Source organism: Eggerthella hominis, from assembly GCF_014287365.1.
In the GTDB taxonomy this organism is placed as follows: domain Bacteria; phylum Actinomycetota; class Coriobacteriia; order Coriobacteriales; family Eggerthellaceae; genus Eggerthella; species Eggerthella guodeyinii.
Window position 1 is genome coordinate 158299 of the sequence record NZ_JACOOA010000004.1, and the last position, 24960, is coordinate 183258.

21 protein-coding genes are annotated in these 24960 nt (G+C 60.2%); 10 read left to right on the top strand and 11 right to left on the bottom strand.

From position 1 onward, the window contains the following. Nucleotide 1: 1 nt before the first annotated feature. From H8S61_RS10185 to H8S61_RS10220, 8 genes are all read right to left on the bottom strand, one after another. Nucleotides 2-1639, bottom strand: coding sequence for an MATE family efflux transporter (locus tag H8S61_RS10185; RefSeq protein WP_255466561.1), 1638 nt, complete (start codon nt 1637-1639; stop codon nt 2-4). Nucleotides 1640-1846: 207 nt separating this feature from the next. Further along, on the bottom strand, nt 1847-4645 hold the full coding sequence (gyrA, locus tag H8S61_RS10190; RefSeq protein WP_186938912.1) for a DNA gyrase subunit A: 2799 nt from the start codon (nt 4643-4645) through the stop codon (nt 1847-1849). 97 nt (nt 4646-4742) lie between these two features. Further along, the gene (gyrB, locus tag H8S61_RS10195) at nt 4743-6695 is read right to left on the bottom strand and encodes a DNA topoisomerase (ATP-hydrolyzing) subunit B (RefSeq protein WP_154332606.1); all 1953 of its coding nucleotides are present in this window, start codon (nt 6693-6695) and stop codon (nt 4743-4745) included. A gap of 165 nt (nt 6696-6860) precedes the next feature. Beyond that, on the bottom strand, nt 6861-7436 hold the full coding sequence (locus H8S61_RS10200; protein WP_186938914.1) for a phosphoadenosine phosphosulfate sulfotransferase: 576 nt from the start codon (nt 7434-7436) through the stop codon (nt 6861-6863). Continuing rightward, a complete protein-coding gene (gene recF, locus H8S61_RS10205) occupies nt 7433-8548 on the bottom strand; it encodes a DNA replication/repair protein RecF (protein WP_186938915.1) in 1116 nt (371 codons plus the stop codon). Before recF ends, H8S61_RS10200 begins: the two co-directional genes overlap by 4 nt. Before the next feature lie 18 nt (nt 8549-8566). After that, entirely contained in the window at nt 8567-9667 is a 1101-nt protein-coding gene (dnaN, locus tag H8S61_RS10210) for a DNA polymerase III subunit beta (protein ID WP_160940826.1), read from the bottom strand. Nucleotides 9668-10029: 362 nt separating this feature from the next. Then, nucleotides 10030-11556 (bottom strand): chromosomal replication initiator protein DnaA, encoded by a 1527-nt coding sequence (dnaA, locus tag H8S61_RS10215; protein WP_186938916.1) that lies wholly within the window; start codon nt 11554-11556, stop codon nt 10030-10032. Nucleotides 11557-11647: 91 nt separating this feature from the next. Next, complete coding sequence (locus H8S61_RS10220) at nt 11648-12769, bottom strand: ATP-binding protein (RefSeq protein WP_186938917.1); 1122 nt, start codon at nt 12767-12769, stop codon at nt 11648-11650. Between the two features lie 754 nt (nt 12770-13523). On the opposite strand from H8S61_RS10220, the gene rpmH reads away from it, so the two are divergent. The 6 genes from rpmH to rsmG all read left to right on the top strand — a co-directional run bounded on the left by rpmH (nt 13524) and on the right by rsmG (nt 16412). Next, a complete protein-coding gene (gene rpmH, locus H8S61_RS10225) occupies nt 13524-13658 on the top strand; it encodes a 50S ribosomal protein L34 (RefSeq protein ID WP_013981168.1) in 135 nt (44 codons plus the stop codon). A 13-nt stretch (nt 13659-13671) separates the two neighbouring features. Continuing rightward, nucleotides 13672-13998, top strand: coding sequence for a ribonuclease P protein component (rnpA, locus tag H8S61_RS10230; protein WP_186938918.1), 327 nt, complete (start codon nt 13672-13674; stop codon nt 13996-13998). Nucleotides 13999-14009: 11 nt separating this feature from the next. Then, a complete protein-coding gene (gene yidD / locus H8S61_RS10235; protein WP_154332601.1) occupies nt 14010-14243 on the top strand; it encodes a membrane protein insertion efficiency factor YidD in 234 nt (77 codons plus the stop codon). Between the two features lie 48 nt (nt 14244-14291). Beyond that, nucleotides 14292-15077, top strand: a complete 786-nt coding sequence (locus H8S61_RS10240; RefSeq protein ID WP_160940830.1) for a YidC/Oxa1 family membrane protein insertase — start codon at nt 14292-14294, stop codon at nt 15075-15077. A 37-nt stretch (nt 15078-15114) separates the two neighbouring features. Next, nucleotides 15115-15636, top strand: a complete 522-nt coding sequence (locus H8S61_RS10245; protein WP_101721089.1) for a Jag family protein — start codon at nt 15115-15117, stop codon at nt 15634-15636. 134 nt (nt 15637-15770) lie between these two features. Beyond that, nucleotides 15771-16412 (top strand): 16S rRNA (guanine(527)-N(7))-methyltransferase RsmG, encoded by a 642-nt coding sequence (rsmG, locus tag H8S61_RS10250; RefSeq protein WP_186938919.1) that lies wholly within the window; start codon nt 15771-15773, stop codon nt 16410-16412. A gap of 36 nt (nt 16413-16448) precedes the next feature. On the opposite strand, the gene H8S61_RS10255 is transcribed toward rsmG, so the two are convergent. Next, on the bottom strand, nt 16449-16856 hold the full coding sequence (locus tag H8S61_RS10255) for an endonuclease domain-containing protein (RefSeq protein ID WP_186938920.1): 408 nt from the start codon (nt 16854-16856) through the stop codon (nt 16449-16451). A gap of 254 nt (nt 16857-17110) precedes the next feature. Here H8S61_RS10255 and H8S61_RS10260 point away from each other — a divergent pair, with 254 nt between their 5' ends. Beyond that, nucleotides 17111-18079 (top strand): ParA family protein, encoded by a 969-nt coding sequence (locus H8S61_RS10260; protein ID WP_328596099.1) that lies wholly within the window; start codon nt 17111-17113, stop codon nt 18077-18079. Further along, complete coding sequence (locus H8S61_RS10265) at nt 18072-19121, top strand: ParB/RepB/Spo0J family partition protein (RefSeq protein WP_186938921.1); 1050 nt, start codon at nt 18072-18074, stop codon at nt 19119-19121. Before H8S61_RS10260 ends, H8S61_RS10265 begins: the two co-directional genes overlap by 8 nt. 51 nt (nt 19122-19172) lie before the next feature. Here the strand turns inward: H8S61_RS10265 and rlmN are convergent, their stop codons facing one another. Further along, a complete protein-coding gene (gene rlmN / locus H8S61_RS10270; RefSeq protein ID WP_186938922.1) occupies nt 19173-20201 on the bottom strand; it encodes a dual-specificity RNA methyltransferase RlmN in 1029 nt (342 codons plus the stop codon). Nucleotides 20202-20265: 64 nt separating this feature from the next. Here rlmN and H8S61_RS10275 point away from each other — a divergent pair, with 64 nt between their 5' ends. Further along, nucleotides 20266-21207 carry a D-alanine--D-alanine ligase family protein gene (locus H8S61_RS10275; RefSeq protein ID WP_186938923.1) on the top strand — a complete coding sequence of 314 codons (942 nt, stop codon included), beginning with the start codon at nt 20266-20268 and terminating at the stop codon, nt 21205-21207. A gap of 27 nt (nt 21208-21234) precedes the next feature. On the opposite strand, the gene H8S61_RS10280 is transcribed toward H8S61_RS10275, so the two are convergent. Next, complete coding sequence (locus tag H8S61_RS10280; RefSeq protein ID WP_186938924.1) at nt 21235-21879, bottom strand: hypothetical protein; 645 nt, start codon at nt 21877-21879, stop codon at nt 21235-21237. An 82-nt stretch (nt 21880-21961) separates the two neighbouring features. Between H8S61_RS10280 and H8S61_RS10285 the strand changes: the two genes are divergently transcribed. Beyond that, nucleotides 21962-24955, top strand: coding sequence for a helicase C-terminal domain-containing protein (locus tag H8S61_RS10285; RefSeq protein WP_186938925.1), 2994 nt, complete (start codon nt 21962-21964; stop codon nt 24953-24955). Nucleotides 24956-24960 lie beyond the last annotated feature (5 nt).

The following is a 24960-nucleotide window of genomic DNA, read 5'->3' on the forward strand; positions in this document are numbered from 1 at the left end:
TCTACCAGAGCGCCGTCAAAGCATCGGTGATGGCCTGCACGATGCCGTGCGACAGCCCGCCGTTGTCCGCCAGCAGCAACCCCATGATCGCCGTCAGGCTGATGGCGCCCGGCTCCTTGGGGCGGCCCGGCGCGCCCGGTTTCTTCAGCACGAACATCGATGGCTTCGCATACGACACCGCGGGTGCTTCCAGGGGCGCATCCGAAGACGGCTCCCGCGCATCTGCCGTCTTCTCGGGCGGTTTCTGGCGCTCGATCGCACGGCGCCGCCAGCCGCCGCGGGCGAACGTCACCACGAGGAAGCCGCCGCGCAGCCACTCGTCCACGCACATGGCTATCCACATGCCCACGATGCCCCAGCCCAATCCTATGCCCAGCAGATACCCGCCGCCCACGGCGAATATCCACGACGAGATCACGTTCACCGTCACCGGGGTCTTCACGTCGCCCACGGCGATGAGCGCCTTCACCATGACGATGTTGAGCGCGCGGCCGATGCCGAGGAATATCTCGACGAGCAGCACCTGCCGTCCCAACTCGTGCACGGTGGGGTCGGCGGTGAACAACCCGAACACCGCATCGGCGTTCACCCAGATGAGCGTCGACACGCAGGTGGTGAGCGCGACCGCGATGAGGTCGGCAACCCACACGCGCCGCGCGACGGCGTCGAACTTCCCCGCGCCGAACAGGTACCCCAGCACGATCTGCGTCGCCTGCGACAGCGCGATGGAGTACAGGTACGCGATGCCGGCGATCATCGAGCAGTACACCTTCACCGTGACCACCGTCGTGCCCAGCACGTTGATGAACGACAGGATGACGATCTGCGCGAGGTCGTAGTTCATCTGCTCGCCCGACGAGGGGATGCCCACGCCCAGCATGCGCCGCAACGTTTTCCACGGGAACGGGCGCAGGTACCGCAGGCGCATGCGCACGTCGGTGTGGCGCAGCACGAGGCGGCAGGCCACCACGAGGCCCACGGCGCGCGCCACCACGTTCGCGAGGGCCGCGCCCTCCACGCCGAGCGCCGGGACGAAGCCGATGCCGCCGATGAGCGCGGCGCTGGCCGCGATGTTGACCGCGTTCATGATGAGGCTCGCCCGCATGACGTCGACGCCGCGCGCGTAGCTGCGCAGCAGCGCCGTGAAGGCGAAGAACGCCCCTTGAACGACGGTCGTCGAACCGACGATCAGCAGGAACGACGAAGCCATCCCCGTGATGGAGCCGTCGATGTGCAGCCAGGAGAAGAACTGGGGCCAGAAGAGGAACAGCACCGCCGTCATGACGGCGGCCAGCCCGATGTTCACCACGAGCGCGACGGTCGCGATCTCCGACACCGTGCTCGTCGCCGACGATTTCCCCAGTACGCGCGTCACGAGCACGGTGGAAGCCGTGCCCATGGCCGACAGCGCGATGGTCACGATGTTGAGGATCTGCAGCGCGTTGCCCACCGCCGCGGCCGGCTCGGTGCCGAGGGGCGCGAGCATGAATTGGTTGATGTTCCCGATCATAATCTGCATGAACAGTTCCACGAACAGCGGAACGGACAACACGAACACGTCGCTCGCGGTGGTCTTGTCCGCAGGCGCTCGCTGGGCGCGTTTTCGGAGCGCAGCGCGCGCTGCGGTTACTGGATGCATGGGTTTCCGTCCCCCTTTCGCTTCGGCAACAGTCACAAGGCGTGCAGTATACGGCACGTCAACAACCTGCCAGGGGGCTTGTTATCCCTTCATGGGATTTGCATTCATGAGCGTTTGGGGAGAGAAATGTTTCACGTGAAACATGCGCGCGCGGTTCGGCGCGGGAAAGAAGAAGGCCCCGCGTTGCGGGGCCTTCGATGCTACGTGCTACTCGTCGGTCTCGTCAACCTCGACTTCGACCTCCACTTCGACTTCGGCCTCCGTGCCTTCGACGCCGTCGTCAAGATCGTCGATCGCGTTCTCGTCGAGCTCCTCGCCCTCGACTTGCGCGCCGCCGGTTTTCTTCTTCTTGCCGCGGCTCGAGATGGCCACCGCGGTCACGCGATCCTTGTCGGCCGTCTTCATGACGCACACGCCCTGCGTGGAGCGTCCGAGTTCGGAGATGCCTGACACCGGGGTGCGCACGCACACGCCCTCTTCGGACATGATCATGATCTCGTCGTCTTCGCCGACGATCTTCATGACGGCCAGCAGGCCCTTCTTCTCGGTCATCGTGATGGTGAACACGCCCTGGCCGCCGCGATGGTGCTCGGGGTACTCGGCGATGGGAGTGCGCTTGCCGTAGCCCTTCTCGGTGATGACGAACAGGTCGGTGTCGGGCTGCGCGATCTCCATGCCCAGCACCTTGGCGATCGGCGGCACGTTCATGCCGCGCACGCCCATCGTGTCGCGACCCATCGCGCGCACTTCGCCTTCGTCCCACATGATGGCCTTGCCGGCGGACGACACCATGAGCACCTTCTCGCCCTGGGCCACGCGCTTCACCGAGATGAGGCGGTCGTTGTCCTTGAGGCTGATGGCGATGAGGCCATCGCGACGGGTGCGGTCGTACAGGTCCATCGACGTCTTCTTCACCATGCCGTGCTCGGTAGCGAACATGAGGTACTCGTCGGACGGGAAGTCCTTCGTCGCGATGACGGCCGAGATCGTCTCGCCCTTCTCAAGCGGCAGCAGGTTCACGATGGCCGTGCCGCGCGCGTGGCGCGACGCCTCGGGCAGCTCGTACACCTTCAGGCGGTATACCTTGCCCTTCGTGGAGAAGAACAGCATGTAGGAGTGCGTGGACGCCACGAACAGGTGCTCCACGTAGTCGTTGTCCTTGAGGTTCACCCCCTGCATGCCCTTGCCGCCACGCTTCTGCTGGCGGTAGGTGGCCACGGGCAGGCGCTTCACGTAGCCGGCCTTCGTCATCGTGACGACCATGCTCTCCTCGGCGATGAGATCCTCGACGTCGAGGTCCTTCGCCGCTTCGGACAGCAGCGTGCGGCGCGGGCTGCCGAACTTCTTCTTCACCTCGAGCAGCTCTTCCTTGATGATCTCGTGCACGAGCTTGTCGTCGGAGAGAACGCGCTTGTAGTAGGCGATCTTCTCGAGCAGTTCCTTCAACTCGTCTTCGATCTTCTGATGCTCCAAGCCGGTGAGGCGGCGCAGGCGCATCTCGAGGATGGCGGCGGTCTGCTTGTCCGTCAGGCCGAAGCGCTCGGTCATCCGCTCGGCCGCTTCCTTGTCGGTCTGCGACGAACGGATGATGTGGATGATCTCGTCGATGTTGTCGAGCGCGATGATCAAGCCTTCGAGGATGTGCGCGCGCTCCTCGGCCTTCGCCAGCTCGTAGCGCGTACGGCGGACGATGACCTCTTCCTGGTGCGCGATGTAGTAGTGCAGCATCTCCTTGAGCGACAGCACGCGCGGCGCGCCGTCCACCAGCGACAGCATGATCACGCCGAAGCCCACCTGCAGCTGCGTGTGCTTGTACAGCTTGTTGAGCACCACCTGGGGGATGGCGTCCTTCTTGAGGTCGATGATGATGTCGATGCCGTGGCGGTCGGCGCCGTCGTGGATGTTGCTGATCTCGGGCAGCTTCTTCTCGCGCACGAGCTCGCCCAGCTTCTCCAGCAGGCGCTGGCGGTTCACCTGGTAGGGGATCTCGGTGACCACGATGGAGCTGCGGCCGTTCTTGCCCTCTTCCACCTTGCACTTCGCGCGCACGGTCAGCGAGCCGCGGCCCGTCTCGTACGCGTCCAGGATGCCCTTCTTGCCCATGATGATGCCGCCGGTGGGGAAGTCGGGGCCGGGCATGGCCTTCATGAGCTCCTCGGTGCTGACGTCCGGGTTGTCCAGCATGAGGCACGTGGCGTCGATCGTCTCGCCCAGGTTGTGGGGCGGGATGTTCGTGGCCATGCCGACGGCGATTCCCTGCGAGCCGTTCACCAGCAGGTTCGGGAAGCGCGCGGGGAGAACCGTGGGTTCTTCGAGGCTCTCGTCGTAGTTCGGCTGGAAGTCGACCGTCTCCTTGTCGAGGTCGCGCAGCAGTTCCATGGCCACCTTGTCGAGACGCGACTCGGTGTAACGCATGGCCGCCGCGCCGTCGCCGTCGATGGAGCCGAAGTTGCCGTGGCCGTCGACCAGCGGGACGCGCATCGAGAACGGCTGGGCCAAGCGCACCATCGTGTCGTACACGGCGGAGTCGCCGTGCGGGTGGTACTTGCCGATGACGTCGCCGACCGTACGGGCCGACTTCATGTGCGGACGGTTCGGCGTGTAACCCGACTCGTTCATGGCGTAGAGGATGCGGCGGTGAACCGGCTTGAGGCCGTCGCGCACGTCCGGCAGGGCGCGCGAGACGATGACGCTCATGGCGTATTCCAGGAACGACGTCTGCATCTCCTTGCCGAGGTAGGCGGAGCGCACGATGGTGCCCTCGCCGCCGTTGGCGCCCTCGACGATGGAACCGTGCGGGTTCGCCATCTTCGACAGGTCGATCATCGAGCGCGCCTTGTTCTCTTCGGACACGAACGCGCCAGGGCGCGCTTCGTCCTCGTCGTCCTCCACGTCATCGAGGATGTCGTCTTCGTCGGCCTCCTCAGCCGACTCGATATCGCCCGCGTCGTAGTCTTCTTCGGCGCGATTCAAAAACTCGTCGAAAGAATCGTTGTTGTCTGCCATATCTCTCCTACTTTACAGGTTGGCGTAGTAAGTCAGCGAGGGCTTTCGGAAGCCCGCAGCGTCGAGCGGTTCCGGCGGTCTGCCGACCGCCGGAACGCTAGATGTCCAGGAATCGGACGTCGCGCGCGTGCTTCTGGATGAACTCCTTGCGCGGCTCCACCTGGTCGCCCATGAGGTCGCTCACCACGCGCTCGGCTTCGGCGGCGTCATCGATGCTCACCTGCAACAACGTGCGGGTGGCCGGCTCCATCGTGGTCTCCCACAGCTGGTCTGGGTCCATCTCGCCGAGGCCCTTGTAGCGCTGCACGTCGAACTTGTTCGGATCGTCGTACTCGGCGAGCGTGGCCGACAGGGCGCTTTCGTCGTAGATGTAGCGTTCGATCTTCGGCGAGCGCGAGTTCTTCTTCTTGAGGCCGAAGATGGGCGGCTGCGCGATGTAGATGTAGCCGCGGTTGATGAGCTCCGGCATGTAGCGGTAGAAGAACGTCAACAGCAGGATGCGGATGTGCGCGCCGTCGACGTCGGCGTCGGTCATGATGATGATGCGGTGGTAGCGCGACTGGTCGGCGTCGAAGTCGTCGCCGATGTTCGTGCCGATGGCCGTGATCAGCGAGCTGATGGTGTCCGACGACAGCGAGCGGTGCAAACCGGCGCGCTCCACGTTGAGGATCTTGCCGCGCAAGGGCAGGATGGCCTGCGTCTTGCGGTCGCGGGCCTGCTTGGCCGAGCCGCCTGCGGAATCGCCCTCTACGATGAAGATTTCGGAGTTCTCCGGGGTCTTGGACGAGCAGTCCGCCAGCTTGCCGGGCAACGCGAACGAGTCGAGCACGCCCTTGCGGCGCGTCATCTCGCGCGCCTTGCGCGCGGCTTCGCGGGCCTTGAGGGCCTGGGTCGCCTTGCCGATGATGCGCTTGGCCGGGGTCGGGTTCTCCTCGAGGTACTCGGCGAGTCCCTGGGTCACGGCGTTCTGCACGAGTGGGCGGATCTCGGTGTTGCCGAGCTTCGTCTTCGTCTGACCCTCGAACTGCGGGTCGTGCAGCTTCACGGACACGATGGCCGCGCAACCCTCGCGCGTGTCGTCGCCGGAGAGGTTGGAATCCTTCTCCTTGAGGATGCCCTTGGCGCGGGCGTACTCGTTGATGGTGCGCGTGACGGCCTGCTTGAAGCCGTCGAGGTGCGTGCCGCCCTCGTGCGTGTTGATGTTGTTCGCGAACGCCATGACGGAGTTCGTGGAGTACGAGGTGGACCACTGCATGGCCACCTCGACCGTGCCATCGTCGTTCTCGGCCTCGAAGTAGATGGGCTTATTGAGCGTTTCCTTGCCCTCGTTCAGGAACTTCACGAAGTCGACGATGCCGCCGGCGTACTGGAACACCTCGGTGCGCGGGTTGCCGTCGGCGTCGGTGACGCGCTCGTCGTACAGCACGATCTTGAGCCCCTTGTTGAGGAACGCCATCTCGCGGAAACGGTTCGCCAGCGTGTCGTAGTCGAAGACGGTCGTCTCGGTGAAGATATCAGGGTCGGGCCAGAAGGACACCGTCGTGCCGTTGCCCCGCTTCGTGGGACCCAGCTCGCGCAGCTTCTCGGAGGTCTTGCCGCGATCGAAGGCGATGAAGTACTCCTTGCCTTCCTTGCGCACCTTCACCTCGACGTGCGAGGACAGCGCGTTCACGACGGAAACGCCCACGCCGTGCAGACCGCCGGACACCTTGTAGCCCTCGCCGCCGAACTTGCCGCCGGCGTGGAGGATGGTGAGCACCACCTCGACGGTGGGGATCTTCTCTTTCGGGTGTTTGTCGATGGGGATGCCGCGCCCGTTGTCGTCGACCGTGATCGAGTTGTCCGCGTGAATCCACACCTTGATCTCGTCGCAGAAACCGGCGAGGGCCTCGTCGACGCCGTTGTCGACGACCTCGTACACCAGGTGGTGCAAACCGCGCGGGCCCGTCGAGCCGATGTACATGCCCGGACGCTTGCGGACCGCTTCCAGGCCCTCGAGGACCTGAATGTCAGAACCGTCGTAATGGTCAGGTTTGTTTGCCACTGACATGCTCCTTTTGTAGTGCGATGTGTGAGTGCAGCGCCGATTCGCGCCAACCTGCAAATTTTACCATATATGCTTCGTGATACCAACAAAATCCATCACTTGTGAAGGGTTCCAGAAGCCGTACGAGCCACGATCACCGGTTCGTCCGAATTTTTTCGTATCAGACTGCTACATACGATTTTTATCGGCACATATCGCCCTCTCGAGGGCTCGTCGCACCGTCGGGCTCTCAATCGCGTCCACGCTGGCTTCGAGCGCCGCCTGCTCCTCGGGCGTCAAGGGGACGCGCGGGGCCTCGTCGCGCACGGGACGCGCCGAGCGCGCGCCGCCGCCGTCCGCTTCCGCGCGCCGGAAGGGGTGACGGGATTTCATGTCGAAGCGCGACGGCAGGATCTTGAACGTCTCCACGTGTTCTCCCTGCTCCTTCAACTTCATCTTGAGGAATTCCTGGCGCGCGTCGAGGTCCGACCGAATGAGGCTGTCGTCGGAATACACCACGAGCTGGGCGCCGGTCCCCGTGTGCGAGGCCTTCGTCGGCGCGCCCTTCACCACCTCGTCGGCTGCCATGATGTACACGGCGTTCACGTGGTCGAGCACCATCTCGGCGGCGTCCTTGTACACGGCTTCCACGGCGTTGCGCCATGCCACGTTCACCGCGGCCGCGCGCTGCGCCTTGCGCGACGCATCGTCGCCGGCGGCCAGCACGGTCATCAGCTCGTTGATGCTCTCGCCCAGCTTCCTCACGCCCGATCCCTCCCCAGCTCCACGATGCGGGCGGCGTCCAGCAGGTCGTCGTCGAAGTAGGCGAGGTTCGTCGTGGTGATGAACGTCTGGATGTCCCCCGAGATGAACGCGACCAGCGCGCGGCGGCGCGCGGCGTCCAGCTCGCTCATCACGTCGTCCAGCAGCAGCACGGGCTTCTGGTGCAGGATGTCCTGAATGAGCGTGGCCTCGGCCAGCTTGAACGCCAGCACCACCGAGCGCTGCTGGCCCTGGCTGCCGAACAGGGCGGCGTTCTTGCCGTCGATGAAGAACTCGATGCGGTCGGCGTGCGGCCCCACGAGCGCGCGATGCCGCACGCGCTCCTCGCCGCCGCGCCGTGCGAGCGCGTCGGTCAGCGAAGCGCGCGCCTCGTCGCGGCCGAACGTGTGCGTGGCGAACGCGAAGGGATCGTGCTCCTCCCATGACGGCGTGAACCCCGCCTCAAGGTGCTCGGTGCCGTCGGTGATCTCGGCGTAGTACGACGCCATCGATGCCGCAAGCTTCTCGAACAGCGCCGCCCGGTAACACGAAAGCTGCGCGCCGCACGTGATGAGGGTCTCGTTCATCGCCTCTACGAGTGCAGCCGGAGCTTCGTCCTTGAGCAGGCGGTTCTTATGGCGCAGCACCTTCTCGTAGTCGCGCCGGATGAGGTAGTGGTTCGCCGAGAGCTGCGAGCCCAGCGCGTCGAGCGCACCGCGGCGCACCGTCATGGACCCCTTCGCCAGCTCGAGGTCGTCCGGCGTGAACGTGACGGACGGCACGAGGCCCTTCAGGTCGGCCGTGCGCTTCGCCTTGCCGTTCAGCAGGTGTTTCTTCTTGCCTTCGGCCAGCTGCACCGTCAGCTCCAGCTGGCGGCTGCCGTCGGTGACGTCGGCCGCCAAGCGCGCGAAGTCGGAGCCCGCCCGAACGAGCTGGTCGACGGGCGCGTGGCGAAACGACGACTGGGCCGTGAGCAGACCGATGCCCTCGATGACGTTCGTCTTGCCCACCGCGTTCGGGCCCACGAGCACCGTGAGCGGCCCGACGCCGTCCAAGTCGAAGCCTTCGTAGCTGCGGAAGTTCCGGAACGAGATATGGGTGATGGACAGATCCACGACGGGCCGTGCGCGTCCTTACGCGATGCGCACGGGCATGACGAGGTAGAGGAAGTTCTCGCCCTCGTCGGCCTTGAAGATGCCGGGCTTCATGGACGACTGCACCTCGAGGAACACGTTGTCGGTGTTCACGGAGGACAGGCCGTCCAGCACGTAGGCATAGTTGAACGCGATCTCCACGTCCTCGCCCTCGCCGGAGCACGACAGCGTCTCCTGAGCCGAGCCTACGTCCTGCGCGACGGCGGACAGCTGCACGGTCTGCGATGCCATGTTGATGTCGAAGCGCACCGGCGAGCTGGTCTGCCCCAGCAGCGACGTGCGCTTCACACCGGCCACGAGATGCCCCACGTCCATGCTCACGCGCGTGGCGTAGGAATCGGGCAGCAGCTGGCGGTAGTTCGGGAAGTTTCCCTCGAGGCGACGGTTGATGAACACGGTATCGTGGTACGTCACCACGATCTGGTTCTCGGCCAGCGCCAGCTTGAGGTCGTCCTCGGAACGCGGCAGCGATGATATCTCCTGCAAGAATGAACCCGAGATGACCGCCTGGAACTCCTCGGCGGCTGCATCGGGAAGCTCGGCCTCGGTGATGGCGAGGCGGTACGAGTCGGTGGCCACCATCTTGAGCGTGGTGTCCTCCAACGTGATGAGCACGCCCGTGAGGATGGCGCGGCTCTCGTCCTTCGACACGACGCGCGCGACGCGCTTCACCATCGACGAGAACTGCGAGAACGGAATGGACACTTCCTGCTGCACGTCCACGTGCGGGAATCCGGGGAAATCCTCGGCGTCGAGCGTCTTGATGGAGAACGACGCCGTATCGCACGTGATGACCGCGGAGTCGTCTTCGGCTTCCACGTGCACGGCGGCGTCGGGCAGGTTCTTCACGATCTCGGAGAACAGCTTGCCGGGAACCACGGCCTTGCCCGTCTCCTCGATGAGCGCCGAGACTGAGTACTGGATGGACAGCTCGAGGTCGGTCGCCTGGAGCGTGAGGGTGTCATCGTGCGCGTCGAGGTAGATGCCCGACAGAATGGGAAGCGTCGATCGGGTGGCGATGCCCTTGAGCACCACCGACAACGCGTTCTGCAATTCCGATTGGTTGATGCTGAATTTCAAGACGTTCCCTTTCTCTAGAAGCAGCGAGCGCTTCCGCCATTATAGAGGTTCGAATGTTTCACGTGAAACATTGCGTATGATCGGTATGACTTCGTCGACGGGTTTTCGGGTTGTGTTCTTTGTTTTTGATCTTCCCTCAATATATCTAAGGTTTTAATAGTTGTAATAATAAGGACGGTGGAAATGTGGATAACTGGCGTTCGTGCACGTCAACGTTCAGAATTCCTCCCGAATCGATCGTGTAGATCGGGTACCCTCCATCAACATCAATTATCGCCTTTATTATCTTTCCCTAGGGTTGTACCACTTTTCGGCAACTTGTCAGTCATGTTTCAGTCATCTTTCCGCCGAACGCTCGTACGCTACATCTCGTTGATGAGCCCGCGCAGCGCCTCCAGCTCCTCGCGCAGCTCGCGGTTCTCCTTCATCTTCTCTTCGACGTTCGTCACCGAGTACATCACGGTGGAGTGGTCGCGGTTGAACTTCTTGCCGATGTCGTTGAACGGCAGGTCGAGCATCTGACGACATAAATAGATAGCGATCTGTCGCGCGTAGATGATGTTGCGCGTGCGCTTCTTGCCCACCAGGTCGGCGTGGCTCACCTTGTAGAAGTTCTCCACTTCCTTTTGAATGTCGGCGATGGTGAGGCGCTTCGACGGCCCGCCCGTGAAATGGTTCTCCAGCAGCGTGCGCACGTCGTCCAGCTTGAGGTTGGGCTGGTTGAAGAACGTCATCTGGTAGATCACCTTCGTGACGGCGCTCTTCAGCTCGCGGATGTTGGAGCTCGAGCTTTCCGCGATGTACATCTGGATGTCCTCGGGGATGTTGAAGTCGGATGATCCTTCCGATTCGCGGTACTCGTCCACGAAGCTCTTCACGATGCCCAGCTTCGTCTCGATCTCGGGAGGCTGGATGTCGAACGTGCCGCCCGAGTTGAAGCGGCTGCGGTAGCGCTCGTCGATGTCGATGTTCTTCGGCGCGCGGTCGGCCGACAGCACCACCTGGCGGCCCTGGCTGGTCAGCTTGTTGAATATCTGGAACACGATGTCGAGCGTCTGCTTCTTGCCCTGCAGGTACTGGACGTCGTCGATGAGCAGGACGTCGGCCTCTTCGTAGCGCGTCTTGAAGTTCTTATAGCTGGACTTCTGTTTGTCGTGCGCGGCGCTGGCCTCCATGTAGTCGCTCAGCAGCTCGGCCGAGTCGACGTAGATGGTGGACAGCTGCGGCATCGTCTCGTTGATGTAGTTCTGGATGGCGCGCATGAGGTGCGTTTTCCCCAAGCCCGACTTGCCGTAGATGAACAGCGGGTTGAGGTGGGCCTTGCCCGGCATCTCGGCCACGGCTACGGCCATCGAGTACGCCATGCGGTTCGAGTCGCCGATGACGAAGTTCTCGAACGTGAGCGTGGACGCCGGGCTGTCGGGGCCGTCGAGCGCGATCTCGCGCGGCCGATCGTCCTCGTCGCGTTCCGATCCGGGGGCGCGAAGGATGCTCTCGGGTTCGCCCGCTTCGCCGCCCGCGTCGCGAACCGTCGCCGCGGGGGGAGCGATCGGCGCAGCGCTCGGCGCCGGTGCGGGGGCCGGCTGGGCCGAGGGGGCAGGGGCCGGGGCGGCCGCCTGCTCCGCCGCCGTGATGTCCACTTCGATGATCACCGTGAACGGCATGTGGTACAGGTCGTTCAACGCGCGCTTGATGAATTCGACGTAATGGCGCTCGATCCACGTCTTGATGAAGTCGTTGTCGGCCGTGACCATGAGGAAGCCGTCGCTCATGGCCTGCGGATGCAGACGCGAGAAGAACGCGTTGATCTGCGATGGATCGATATTGTTGTAGCTTTTCACCTGGTCGCATACTTCCGACCAAACCTGCTCGAGTTTTTCGCTGTTCATAGCTTGCTTCCTTGCTGGGGGCACCGCGAATGTTTCACGTGAAACATTCGCCGGCGTCGAGCGGGAGCCGCCCGCTGCCGCCTTGATTGTACTATAGGGAATTTGCCACGTGGTAACCAAGATCGGTCAGAATGCGCTTCTGGCCGACTGTTTTCTCGATGAGGCCCGACTCTTCGAGCTTGGACAGTGTCACGTAAGTGCTCGATTGCGGAACACCTGTAAGGCGCGACAGATCCGTGACGCCCAGCGCTCCCTCGTTGAGGAATATGGGCAGGAAGTCTCGTTCGCGCTGCGAAAGCGGCGGGATGAGCGGTGCCATGGAGTGCTGCGCGGCCATGCCCTGCGCACGGTACGACGGTGCGGCCGTCGGGGGGTAATACGGGTTCCCCCCTGCGTACGGGTCCTGCGCGTAACGCGGAGGGATGTACTGCGGTTCGGGCTCGTAGCCGTACGGCGGGCGCGCGGATGCCGGAACGGGCGCTTGCTCCTGGGGGTACGGCGGGTTCGCGTAGCCGTATTGCACCGGGTAGGCCGGCTGCTGCATCGGCGCCTGCGGTTGCGGTTGCGGCTGCGGCTGCGGGCCCAGGTCGCGCGGCGGGTACGCGGGCTCCAGGGGAGCCAGCCCGTCGCCCGGCGTCGCGGAGGGCTGGCCGGCGCGCAGGCTGATGGTGACCACGGCGCCCGTGCCCAGGTTGTCTTCGATGGTGATGGTGCCGTGCGAGAAGTCGAGGTACTCCTTCACGATGGGAAGGCCCGACCCCACGCCGCGAATGTAATGCTTCATCGGCTCGATGGCGGACGTGAACCCGGGGATCTGCGCTTGATCCTTATAAGGTATGCCCGGGCCTTGGTCGGCGAAGCGGATGGTGTTGCCGTCGTCGAGGATGGACACGGTCGCTTCGGCGAACCGCGCATGGATGAAGTTTTCCGACACCTCGCGGATGACGGTGTACGGAATGGTGCCGCCGGCGCTTTTCGCTTGTTCATAAATTTTCGAAGCGAGGCTTTCAATGAATTCAGCCGTCGGCGCCGGATGTATCTCGGTTACGCGCGGCGCGCTGCGAAGATCGTCGTACAACGCGATGCGCGCCACGGCGTGCACATGCGTGTAGTCGAACGACTCCACGCCGTCATCAGCGGATTCATCCTGATGATCTGCTTTTTCAATCTGGTTGTCCAATGGTGTTCCGTTTTCAGATTCGATATTCAGCATTTTTCAATGACATTCATTGGCATTGTAGCGTTTTTTCGATTCTGAATCCATCCACCTGGGGAATTCATAGCATTCAAACCGACACATTCATCCTTTCCTAAATTTCATAGGGCTTTCCACATGGGCTTTTCAACGTTTTCCACTTTCTATTCAGAAAATGTGGAAAACGTTGAAGAATGCTTTCTGGAAAACGTACGAACGTTGGTGAAAACCGTGCAAAAATGTTGATAGATTCCGGCTTGGGGCGCCATCCGACGGCGAAATCCTCTTTCAAATAAAACGTGACCGTTTGGCTTCATTCGTGTGAAGAATGCGTAACGTCTTGCCCGGTCGCATGAATAACGGTCGTGGTGGATACTGTAAAGTACCTGTTCAGAGCTTCGTTAATAGGTGCAGTCACCTTTCATGCCTGATGAGAGCCTTGTAAAATAATGAGAAATCATATCTTGACAAACCAATGACGTTGGAGATTTCCACAATGCGTCTCGAATGAAACGCGAGTTTTCAACATTTTCCACAATTGCACCGTGCAGAAAAGCGGAAAAACGCTTCGAACGTTAGGCACCCGGGGGCGGTTGAGGGCATTCAGAACATCCTTTCGAGGTTTTCCACGTCAAAAGGCTCATCGAGCCGGTCAGCTCTATTCGAGGCGACCTGGAAAAAATCATGAACCCTTCTTGTGAGTTTTCCTTGACTCCCCGGTAACGTGAGCTATACTTTCGAGGTTGCTCTAAAACCATGAAAGGGAATCAATATGAAGCGCACGTATCAACCTAACACTCGTAAGCGGGCTAAGTGCCACGGTTTCCGTGCTCGTATGTCGACGAAGGGCGGCCGCAAGGTGCTGGCTGCTCGTCGCGCCAAGGGGCGCAAGCGTCTCTGCGTGTAGAGAGAGCTTTGGGTTGGAGACCATTAAATCCCGCGGGGATATCTCCGATCTGTTCTCATGCGGCAAGCGTCTACATACGCCGTACCTTACGTTCATAGTGTTACCCACGAAGCAGCACGGCCCGCAAGGTCGTGTTGCTTTTATTGCGGGTAAAAAATCGGGGAACGCGGTGTGGCGCAACAGCGCCAAACGACGCATGCGAGCCATCTGCCATGAGCTGGGCGGTCCTTGGGCGGGCTATGATGTGATATTTCTCGCGAAGTCGGGCATCATGAGGAGTTCTTATAGTAAAGTGCATACAACATGTGCCGAGACGTTGAAACGAGCTGAATTACGTTAGGGACGAGAGGGATGAAAGCTTTTCTGAAGCAAGTGCCGTGCAAACTGGCGGTGTTTCTCATCACCTTTTACCGAGCTGCCATTTCTCCTCTGTTCCCTTCCTGCTGCCGTTTCACGCCGACGTGCTCCGAATACGGACTCATTGCGTTCCAGCGCTACGGGTTCTGCCGGGGCCTCAAGCTCACGGTAAAGCGTGTGCTGCGTTGTCGTCCGGGGGGTTCGCACGGCTACGATCCTGTTCCTTGAGGTGTCGTCGCACGAGCTTCTTTGGTATAGAGGAAGGAACAACTGAACATGTGGGACGTATTTAAGGATTGGATATTCGATATCATCCAATTCTTCTACAACTTCTGCGGCGACTGGGGCCTGGCAATTATCATCGTCACGGTCATCTTCCGTATCTTGATCTCACCCTTGATGCACAAGCAGACGAAGTCGTCATTCCAAATGCAGAAGGTGCAGCCGCTCATGCAGGAGCTGCAGCGCAAGTATGCCGACGATCAGCCGCGCTTGCAGGAGGAAATGCAGAAGCTGTACGCGGAGGTGAAGTTCAACCCGCTGGCCGGCTGCCTGCCCATGCTGCTGCAGATGCCTATCTTCATGGCGCTGTTCCAGGTGCTCAGCGAGATGGGTTCGCGCACGTCGGGCACCACCTACGAGTTCTACAACCTGGTGCCCAGCTTGGTTATGAAGCCACAGGAGGCAATGGCCGCAGGTTTTGGAACATTTGTTCCCTATTTGATCCTTATGGTGATCTTCGCCGGCGCCACGTTCCTGCCCATGGTGCTCATGCAGATGGGCAACAAGGACAACCCGCAGCGCAAGCAGACCATGATCATGGCCGCCGTCATGAGCGTGTTTATGCTCTGGATCAGCTGGGGCTCGCCCGCCGGCGTGCTTCTGTTCTGGGGCGCTTCCTCGCTCATGGGCATCGCTCAGCAGCAGATCTCCATGCGCATCATGAAGAAGCGCGATGCGGAGGCTGCCGAGACTATCGAAGTGAAGCCTATCGAGGTCGATGTGACCCGTAAGCAGAAGAAGCCCCGTCCTACCAAGAAGGATACGACGAAGCGCAAGTAACACCGATTGTTTCACGTGAAACATTGAGGAGTCTGTCATGGCTGAAGAACTGGTTGATGAGAAGCCTCTTGATGAGGAACCCTCCGAACTGACCGACGAGGATCTCGACCGCATCGCCGATACGGCGATCGGTGCGCTCCAGGATATCCTCAAGTACTTCGATGTGGGCGAGGTGACCATCGACGAGTACGAGGGCGACGAGGGCGAGTTGATCCTCGATATCACGGGCGACGATCTGGCGGTGCTGATCGGCCGCCACGGAAAGACGCTCGACGCGCTGCAGTTCCTCGTTTCGGCGATCACCGTGCGCACTATCGGGTTCCGTTATCCGGTCATCGTGGACGTCGAAGGGTACAAGAGCCGCCAGCGTGAGAAACTTGAGTCGATCGCGCGTTCTTCGGCGAACCGCGCGGCCGGTCAGAACCGCAGCATCAAGCTGCGTCCGATGACGCCGTACGAGCGCCGCATCGTGCATATCTGCTTGCGCGACGACGATCGTGTGGAAACCGCGTCCGAAGGTGAAGGCAGCGCGCGCCATGTGGTGATCCTGCCTCGCTAGCACGTGCTGCGCACGTAGAATATTCCGAGTTATTTGGAAGCCCGCATCGAAAGGTGCGGGCTTTTTCATATCGAAATGTTTCACGTGAAACATTTCACGTATACTGATGGGACGACAACTTGGAGGAGTATGCAATGCACGACGATCTTTTGAAGCGTCATTTGGAATTGGTGATCGAGGCGAACAAGACCACCAACATCACACGCATATCAACATGGGATGAAGGTATGCTCCTGCATGTCGAGGATTCGCTTGTTGGGCTTCCCGAGGTTGTAGAGGCTCCGGAAGGGCGTCTTGTCGATATCGGTTCGGGTGCCGGGTACCCGGGCATTCCCTTGGCGATCGAAAGCGGACGCGCGACGCTGCTCGCCGATTCTGTTGGGAAGAAGACCGCGATCCTCGCGTCGATGGTGGAAGAGCTAGGGCTTGATAACGTCGAAGTGTACACAGGGCGCATCGAAGACCTCGCGCGCGAGAAGGCCGGGGTGTTCGCTGTCGTCACGGCCCGTGCGCTCGCGCAGCTCTCGGTGCTCATGGAACTTGCGAGTCCTTTGTTGCAGGACGGCGGACGGCTGGTTTGCTACAAAGCGAACGTTTCGGACGAGGAGTTGCAGCATGCGCTCGCGCTCCAAGAACGCTTGGGTATGATCTTTGTTTCCGATCGTGCTGTCGAACTTGGCGATGCTTGCCGTCGTATTATCTCCTTCGAGAAATCTGGGCGTCCTCAAATCAACCTGCCGCGTAAGACTGGAATGGCTCAAAAACGACCGCTCTAATGTTTCACGTGAAACATTCGCGAATCTAGCGTCGTTCTAGCGTTTTCCTTTCATCTGTTGGAACAGGCTTTCATTCTCCTGGATATCGTTGCGTCGATTGAGAACCTCAGCGTGGATGACTTCGCACACTCCTTCGAGGTTCTCAATGATGTCGTTGTTCGTAAACCGTAATTCTTTGATTTCCATCATCTCCAGGTACGTGGTGCGTATGCGATCGTATTCCTTCTGCCCTTTGGTATAATGGCTGTCGCCGTCGAGCTCTATGCTCAGACGTGCTTTGCGGCAGTAGAAATCGACGATGTACGACCCGATGACTTTTTGGGCCACGAATGGCGTAGGGTATTCTCGCAAGAACGAGAACCAAAGCTGCCGTTCTGCGTATGTCATCTGTTTACGCATAGTGCTTGCCCGCTGAGCGAGCAATTGACGCCGTGTAGTATTCATCAGCTACCTCACTTTCCTTACCTAGTATTGTACCTGCATGGTTTCACGCGCAGATGGCAGGGTTCCAACGTGCAGCCGATGTGAATCTCACGCCGTTTGCCTACGTTTCGAACGTGGTTTCGATATTTGTTTCACGTGAAACACTATTGGTTCTAGCATCCTTCGAATGTTTCACGTGAAACATTTTGGACGAGTGTTTCACGTGAAACACTAAACAGGGTATACTGTGTTCGCGGTTAAGAAAGGGGGTCCCTGTGGGACTATTCGATGGTCTCAAACGAGACAAAAAAGCAGCAGAGACTGTCAAGCATGAAAAGGAAGAGATCGTAGAGGAAGAGTTGATCATCGACCATATCGAAGTGGTCGAACGAGAGACGCGCCCTATGATCGAGCATCAGGAAGTGTCTTCCACTCCTATCAAGACCATCAAGGAGAAGGCGCCCGTCAAACATGTGGTTGGTCAGACGAAGGTTATGGCTATCATCAACCAAAAAGGCGGCGTCGGAAAATCCACAACTGCGATCAACCTTTCTGCCGCGTTGGGCGAGCTTGGCAAGCAGGTGCTGTTGGTGGACCTCGATCCTCAAGGCAACTCCTCAAGTGGGTTGGGTATCGAGAAGAGCCAGGTTCACAACTGCGTGTACGACGTGCTGCTGAACGACGTGGCAATCGAGGATGTCATCATCCCGGATGTGGGTGAAGGCCTCGACCTCGTACCAGCCACGATTAACCTCGCAGGGGCAGAAGTAGAGCTCGTATCCGAGATGGCCCGTGAGAATCGCTTAAAAGACGCCGTAGGAAGCCTTCGCGGCAAGTACGACTATGTATTTATCGATTGCCCGCCTTCTCTCGGCTTACTGACGGTCAACGCATTGGTGGCTGCTGACAAGCTGTTGATACCGATTCAGTGCGAGTTTTACGCGCTGGAAGGTGTGACAAAACTCCTTGATTCAATGAAACGTGTCAAAACTCGCCTTAATCCCACGCTCGATATCTTCGGCGTGCTGCTGACGATGTACGATGGCCGCACCACGCTTTCGCGGCAGGTTGTGGACGAAGTACGCAGCTATTTCGGTAAAACGGTCTTCGCGACGCTCATTCCCCGTACGGTCAAGCTTTCCGAGGCGCCTAGCTTCGGCCAGCCCATCACTCAGTACGATCCGACGGGTAAGGGTGCTCAATCGTATATGAACCTCGCAAAGGAAGTGGTACAACGTGGCTAAAGCGAACAAAAGCGGGTTGGGTCGTGGCTTGAACTCGCTTCTTGGCGGAGCATACGAGGAGGCGGCTCCTCTCGAGGCTACTCCGAAACGCGTATTGGTAGAGCAGGAGCGCGAGGAAGTGTCGATGCCGACACCGGTTCGCCCCGAACCTGAGCCGGAATCTGCGAATGTTTCACGTGAAACAATTACGTCGACCCAAGAGGAATCGATTGTCGACGGCGAGAGCCAAGTGACCATCAAAAGCGTCGTGCAGCGCCGAACCGACGAGGTTCCTATCGAGCTGGTGAGCCCGAACCCCGACCAGCCGCGTACGAATTTCAAGAAGGAAGCACTGGAGGAGCTTGCGGCATCCATCGAAAAGGACGGTTTGCTGCAGCCTATCCTCGTTCGTCCCGTGGGAGGCAACGAGTATCAGATCATTGCCGGCGAGCGTCGCTGGCAAGCATGCAAGATCGTGGGTTTGAAGACCGTTCCCGTGCGCATCAAGGACGCGGACGACGATCAAGCACTCGAACTTGCCCTTGTGGAGAACATCCAGCGTTCCGATCTGAATCCTATAGAGGAAGCGTATGGGTATCGTCGCATGATGGAACGTCGCAACCTCACGCAATCCGAGGTGGCCCAAGCTATGTCGAAGGGCCGTTCTACGGTGGCGAACGCGCTTCGATTGTTAGAGCTTCCTGAAGAAGCGCAGCAATTGCTGTTCGAGGAGAAGATTTCCGCGGGTCATGCGCGTGCTATTCTGTCCATTCCCACGAAAGAGGGACGTCAGAAGTTGACGGACAAGCTTGTGGCGGAAAAGCTCACCGTGCGCGAAGCGGAGGCTATTGCGCGCTTGTTCTCTGGAAAGCGCAGTGATACGCCGACGAAGAAGGAGCCGTTGCCGAAAACGTACAAGACGGTGGCGAAAGCGCTGAAAGATGTGCTGAACACGCCGGTGAAGGTTAAATCGTCGAATGGTAAGAACAAGATCGAGATCGAGTTCCAGGACGAGGAAGATCTCGAGCGGTTGTTCGAAGAGCTCATAGCCGCTGCATCTTAAGCAAGGCAAAGGAAAGCCCCGAATGTTTCACGTGAAACATTCGGGGCTTTCTTATTTGAACGTGTTTTTCAGCTGACCGCAGGCACCGGCGATATCGGAACCGCGGGAATCACGCAGCGTCGCTTCCGTTCCCTTCTTCTGGATCGCGGAAAGCCACTGTTCGATGGTTTCCGGAGGGCTCGGCTGGAATTCCGATCCCTCTATTGCGTTGATGGGGATCAGATTCACGTGGCACATCAGGTTCGAGCAGAACTTCTGCAACGCCTTCAGGTCTGCTGGCGCGTCGTTCACGCCCTCGATCATGATGTATTCGAGCGTTACGCGGCGGCTCGTCTTGGAAACGTACTCCTGGAGTGTTTCTTTCAATGCAGGAAGCTTGTAACGCGCCACATTGGGCATGATGAGGTCGCGAATCGGCTGGCGCGCTGCATGAAGCGATACGGCGAGGGTGAATTGCTCAGGTTCTTCGGCGAAACGCTTCAAACCTGGCAGAATGCCGCAGGTTGACACGCTGATATGTCGCGCGCCGATCTCCAGGCCCTTCTTGTGATTGAGGATGCGTAGCGCGGCCATGGTGTTGTCGTAGTTGAGGAACGGCTCGCCCTGGCCCATTCCCACGACGTTCGTCACGCGTTTCCCCATGTCTTCCTGCGCGATCAACACCTGATCGACGATTTCTCCCGGAGTGAGGTTGCGCGCGAAGCCTTCTTGTCCCGTCGCACAGAACGCACACCCGATGGCGCATCCGGCTTGCGTGGAGAAGCAGACGGTGAGGCGATCGCCTCCGCGCGAAGGGATGGCGACGGTTTCCACGCGGATACCGTCATCGAACTCGATGAGGTACTTCCGCGTCTTATCCTTCGACACCTGACGATCGACGATCAGCGGCGTCGTAAGCGGAAAACGCTTCGCCAGCACTTCCCTGAGGGCGCCAGGAAGGTTCGTCATCTCGTCGTAGCTGGTTGCATGACGTTGGTAGAGCCATTCCTGCACCTGTTGTGCGCGGAAGGCGGGCTGTCCCAACTCCTTCATGAGAGAAGCGAGTTCGGGAAGCGCGTAAGTTTTAATTGGTTTATCCATACCGGTCATTATACATGTTTCACGTGAAACATCCCTTTGCTATACTGCAACGAACGTATCAAGAATGATGAAAGAAGGATGCATGTCTGATTGCCGCGTGGCGTTGCTTGCCGGAGGAAAGAGTGGGGAGCGGGAGGTTTCCCTTGCGTCGGCCGAGGGGGCGCGTGAGGCTCTTGAGGAGGCCGGATTTATCGTTACGCAGCTCGATCCGGCTGAAAAGGAAGACCTGAAGCGCCTTATCGACGGCCCTTTTGATGTTGCGTTCCTCTGCCTGCATGGCAAATACGGCGAAGATGGCACCGTGCAGGGTCTTTTGGAGACGATCGGGCTCCCGTATATCGGCTCCGGCGTATGGGCGAGTGCGCTGGCCATGGATAAAGTGAAGTCGAAGGTGTATTACGAGCGGGCCGGTATCCCCACTCCCCCGTCGGTTCCGTTGCAGGCGGGCGATTCTTACGACGTGGACGCCATCGTGGAAAAACTGGGAACGCATTGTGTGGTCAAACCGGGAACGGAAGGAAGCGCCCTGGGCGTGTTCATCGTCGAGGGAGCTCCTGCGATAACCGACGCGATCGAGAAGGCGTTCGCCATCGATTCCGAGGTGCTTATCGAACGCTATATAAAAGGTAAGGAATTGACGGTTGCCGTTATCGGCAGCGACGAGGTGGAAGCTCTCCCGATCATCGAGATCGTGCCGAAAAGCGACTTCTACGACTTTGAGTCGAAATACGCGCCCGGCGGTTCGCAGCACCTGTGTCCCGCTCCGCTGTCCGAGGAAACGACGCGCATGGTACAGGACCTCGCCATTCGCGCCCATCGCGCGCTTTCCTGCGAGGGCGTGTCGCGTTCGGATTTCATCCTGGAAGAGGATGGCTCGTGCTGGACGTTGGAGACGAACACGATTCCGGGCATGACGGGGACGTCGCTGCTCCCCGACGCCGCGCGCGCTGCAGGAATCTCGTTCCCGGAGTTGTGCACGCGACTTATCGGCTATGCGCTTGCGTAGAATGTTTCACGTGAAACATTCTGAGATTTAGAACACGCCGCACGACTTAAGGCCGAACAGAGCAAGGGCGACAAGCAGCAGCAAGAACAGCCAGCTTACGGCATAGCATCCCTTGTTGCCCTTGCGTCCTTGCTCGATGAGTTTCTCGGACATTTTGCGCCGGCTTTTCATGATTACCGTGCCCGCTTCCTTCGCAGGGAACGCCACGGTTTTCTTGGGAGTCCAGGTGCCGTTGCTCGAGACGACCTGCTCTACGCCTTGCTCGCCCAGATCGACTTCGGGTCGCACACCGTCGGACAAGCGCTGCGCGGTCGAGGCGATGAACGGGCCGAAGGCCTGCTCGAGCGTCGGATCGAAGCAGATGACGGCCGCTTGGCCCCAGTAATGGCCCGGCTCGGGACGATCAGTGAACGCGACGAACGATAGAACCGCCTGCAGTTTCCACCCACGCGCAGCGAGAACGTTCAGCTTGCGGGAGAATGCGGCGTCGAAGAAGCCGATGAGCCCGCCGAAACGGTTCTTCATCCAAGCGGTTGACACGCCGTTTTCGGTTTGGAACACGATTTCGAACACGTCGCCGATGAGGTTGTCGGCTCCAAGCAGAGCGGCAGCGTCTTTCTTCGAAAGGGTATCAAATCGTGCGTACGTTCCGAAATAGCGCTCTGCCTGCATGTTTTCTCCTTTGAGCCGTTCTTTTTGTCAACGTCGGCGTAACAGTTTGTGTGATCCCATGATAGATGATAGGCTACCCGGTATGGATAAACAAAACACGCCCTCGCAGGATACCCTGCAAAGTTTCATAAGCGATGGTACTTCGCAGGCCATCCGCGACCGCTATGCGTCGCTGCCTGAAATCGCCGCTACGGCGGATTTCGGTGATCTCGACCGTAATGTCGTGGTACTGGACACGGAAACGACCGGTTTCTCGTTCCATCACGACGAATTGACCCAGATCGCCGCCGCCCGTATGGAGAACGGCGAGATCGTCGAGTGGTTCATCACGTTCGTGAACCCAGGGAAGCCCATCCCGGAGGATGTCGCGCACCTCACCGATATTCACGACAGCGATGTTGCCGATGCGCCGTCCCCTTCCGATGCGCTGGCGAAGCTGGTGGAGTTCGTCGGCGATGCGAAGGTCATCGCGCATAACGCTGAATTCGATCGCACCTTCACGACGCGTCATCCGAGTGGATACCCTTTGCTGGAAAACACCTGGATCGACTCGCTCGACCTCGCGCGTATCGCGCTTCCCCGCTTGAAATCGCATCGTCTGCTCGATCTCGTGCGCGCGTTCGGCGCGCCGTTGTCGACGCACCGTGCCGATGCCGACGTCGAGGCAACCTGTGCCATCTTCCGCATCTTGTTGGCCGGAGTCGCGACGATGCCTCCTGCGCTTGTGTGCGAGATCGCGCATATGGCGACGCCCGATGAGTGGTCCACGCAGACGGTATTCGCGCAATTTGCTGAGAAGTACGATGTTTCACGTGAAACATTGAACCTGAAATTCTCGTTGCGCACGTTACGGCGCGACCGTTTGGGCAAGCTTGAGCGTGTGGCGAAGCTGGACGCGGACGACATAGCGGCCGATCCGCAGCGCGCGCTCATGTTCCCTTCGAACGAAGATATCGTGCAGGCATTCTCCGAAGCCGGCCTCGTCGGCGCGCTGTACGACGATTTCGAGCCCCGCATGGAGCAAGTCGACATGGCGGAAGCGGTGCGCAACGCGTTCTCGAGCTCTGAGAACCTGTTGGTCGAAGCGGGCACGGGCGTGGGCAAGTCCATGGCGTACCTGGTGCCGTCGGCGTTGACGGCGCAGGCCAACAACATTGCCGTCGGCGTGGCCACCAAGACGAACACTCTGCTCGACCAACTGGTCTACCACGAGCTGCCCGCGCTGGCAGAAGCGCTCGAAGCTGCCAATCCCGAGCGCACCCCGTTGACGTATGCCCCGCTCAAGGGCTTCTCGCACTACCCGTGCCTGCGGAAGATCGATCATATCGTGGCCGATGGCGCGCAAACGAAGCTGTTCGGCAACAAAGAGCAGACCCAGGCCCCATCGCTTGCGGCACTGCTGTCGTTCATCGAGCAAACCGAGTACGACGACATGGACAGCCTCAAGATCGACTACCGCGTGCTGCCGCGCCGCATCATCACGACAACGGCGAACGACTGCTTGCGCCGCAAGTGTCCCTATTTTGGTACTTCGTGCTTCGTGCACGGATCGCGTCGACGCGCGGAAGCGGCCGATATCGTGGTGACGAACCACAGCCTGCTGTTCTGCGACCTCGTGGCCGACGGCGGCTTGCTGCCGCCGATCCGCTATTGGGTGGTGGACGAGGCCCATGGAGCCGAAGCTGAGGCGCGCCGCGCGTTCTCGCTGTCGCTCTCGGCCGACGACATCACGCGCTTGGCCAATCGCGTGGGCGCCGACGAGGCGTCCCGCAACGTGTTCGTCCGTGCCGAGCGTCGCGTGGTGATTCCCGGCATGGAAGAGGGTTCCACGCTGTTTTATGCCCTCACCGGAAAGGCTCGCGCGGCGGGCAAGGCGTACGCCGATGCCGCCCGCGATTTCGCCGGGCATCTCAAGGACCTCCTGTTCTTCGATCAGAACAGGAAGGGCAAGGGCTATGAGATCGTCGAGCTGTGGATCAACGCCGACGTGCGCGGAAGCGCAACGTTTGCCCAGGTCGCAAGCTATGGTCGGGCGATGACCGAAACCGCCGAAAAACTGGTGCACGTATGCCAGGAGCTGGTGGGCTACCTGGAGGACCTCGAGGGAGCCGCCGAGATACAGCGCGAGATCGCGTCGGTGGCGATGGAACTCAAAGAGCAGATGAACGCAGCTGATATCATCCTGGACAAGGCGCCGGAAACGTACGCGTATGCGGCGACCTTGAGCCGCAAGAAGGATCGTGTCGCCGAGAAGCTGGAAGCGCTGCTGATCAACGTGGGCGAAGCGATGAACGAGACGCTGTTCGAGCGCACGCATTCGACGGTATTCGCGTCCGCCACGTTGGCCGTGGACGACAAGTTCGACGCATTCGAAAGCGCGCTGGGCCTGAACGCATCGGAGCATTCGACCTGTCAGACGTGCAAGCTGGATTCAAGCTACGATTTCGACGCGCACATGACGGTCTACGTGGCCAGCGATATGCCCGAGCCGAACGAGGCCGCCTACCTTTCCGCGCTGCAGCGGCTGCTGGTGGACGTGCACCGCGCGCAAAGCGGGTCGATGCTGACGCTGTTCACGAACCGCCGTGAGATGGAACGATGCTTCGACGAGGTGCAACCCCAGCTCAAAGAGGACGACCTGCGCGTGGTGTGCCAGAAGTGGGGCGTGTCGGTGAAGGGCCTGCGCGACGACTTCCTGGCCGACGAGCACCTGTCGCTGTTCGCGCTCAAAAGCTTCTGGGAGGGCTTCGACGCCCCCGGCGCCACCCTCAAGGGCGTCATCATCCCGAAACTGCCGTTCGCGAAGCCGACCGATCCGCTGTCGTGCGAGCGCGCCGCCCGCGACGACCAGGCATGGCGCCGCTACGTGCTGCCCGCCGCGGTCCTCGAGACGAAGCAGGCCGCCGGCCGCCTCATCAGGAAGGCCGACGACACGGGGGTGCTCATCCTCACCGATCGCCGCCTGTTGACGAAGAGCTACGGCAAGGCGTTCCTCAACTCGTTGCCCAGCAGGACCATCAAGGTGATGACCGCGGCCGAGATCGCGGTCGACCTCGAGCGCATGAACGACCGGTAGCGCGA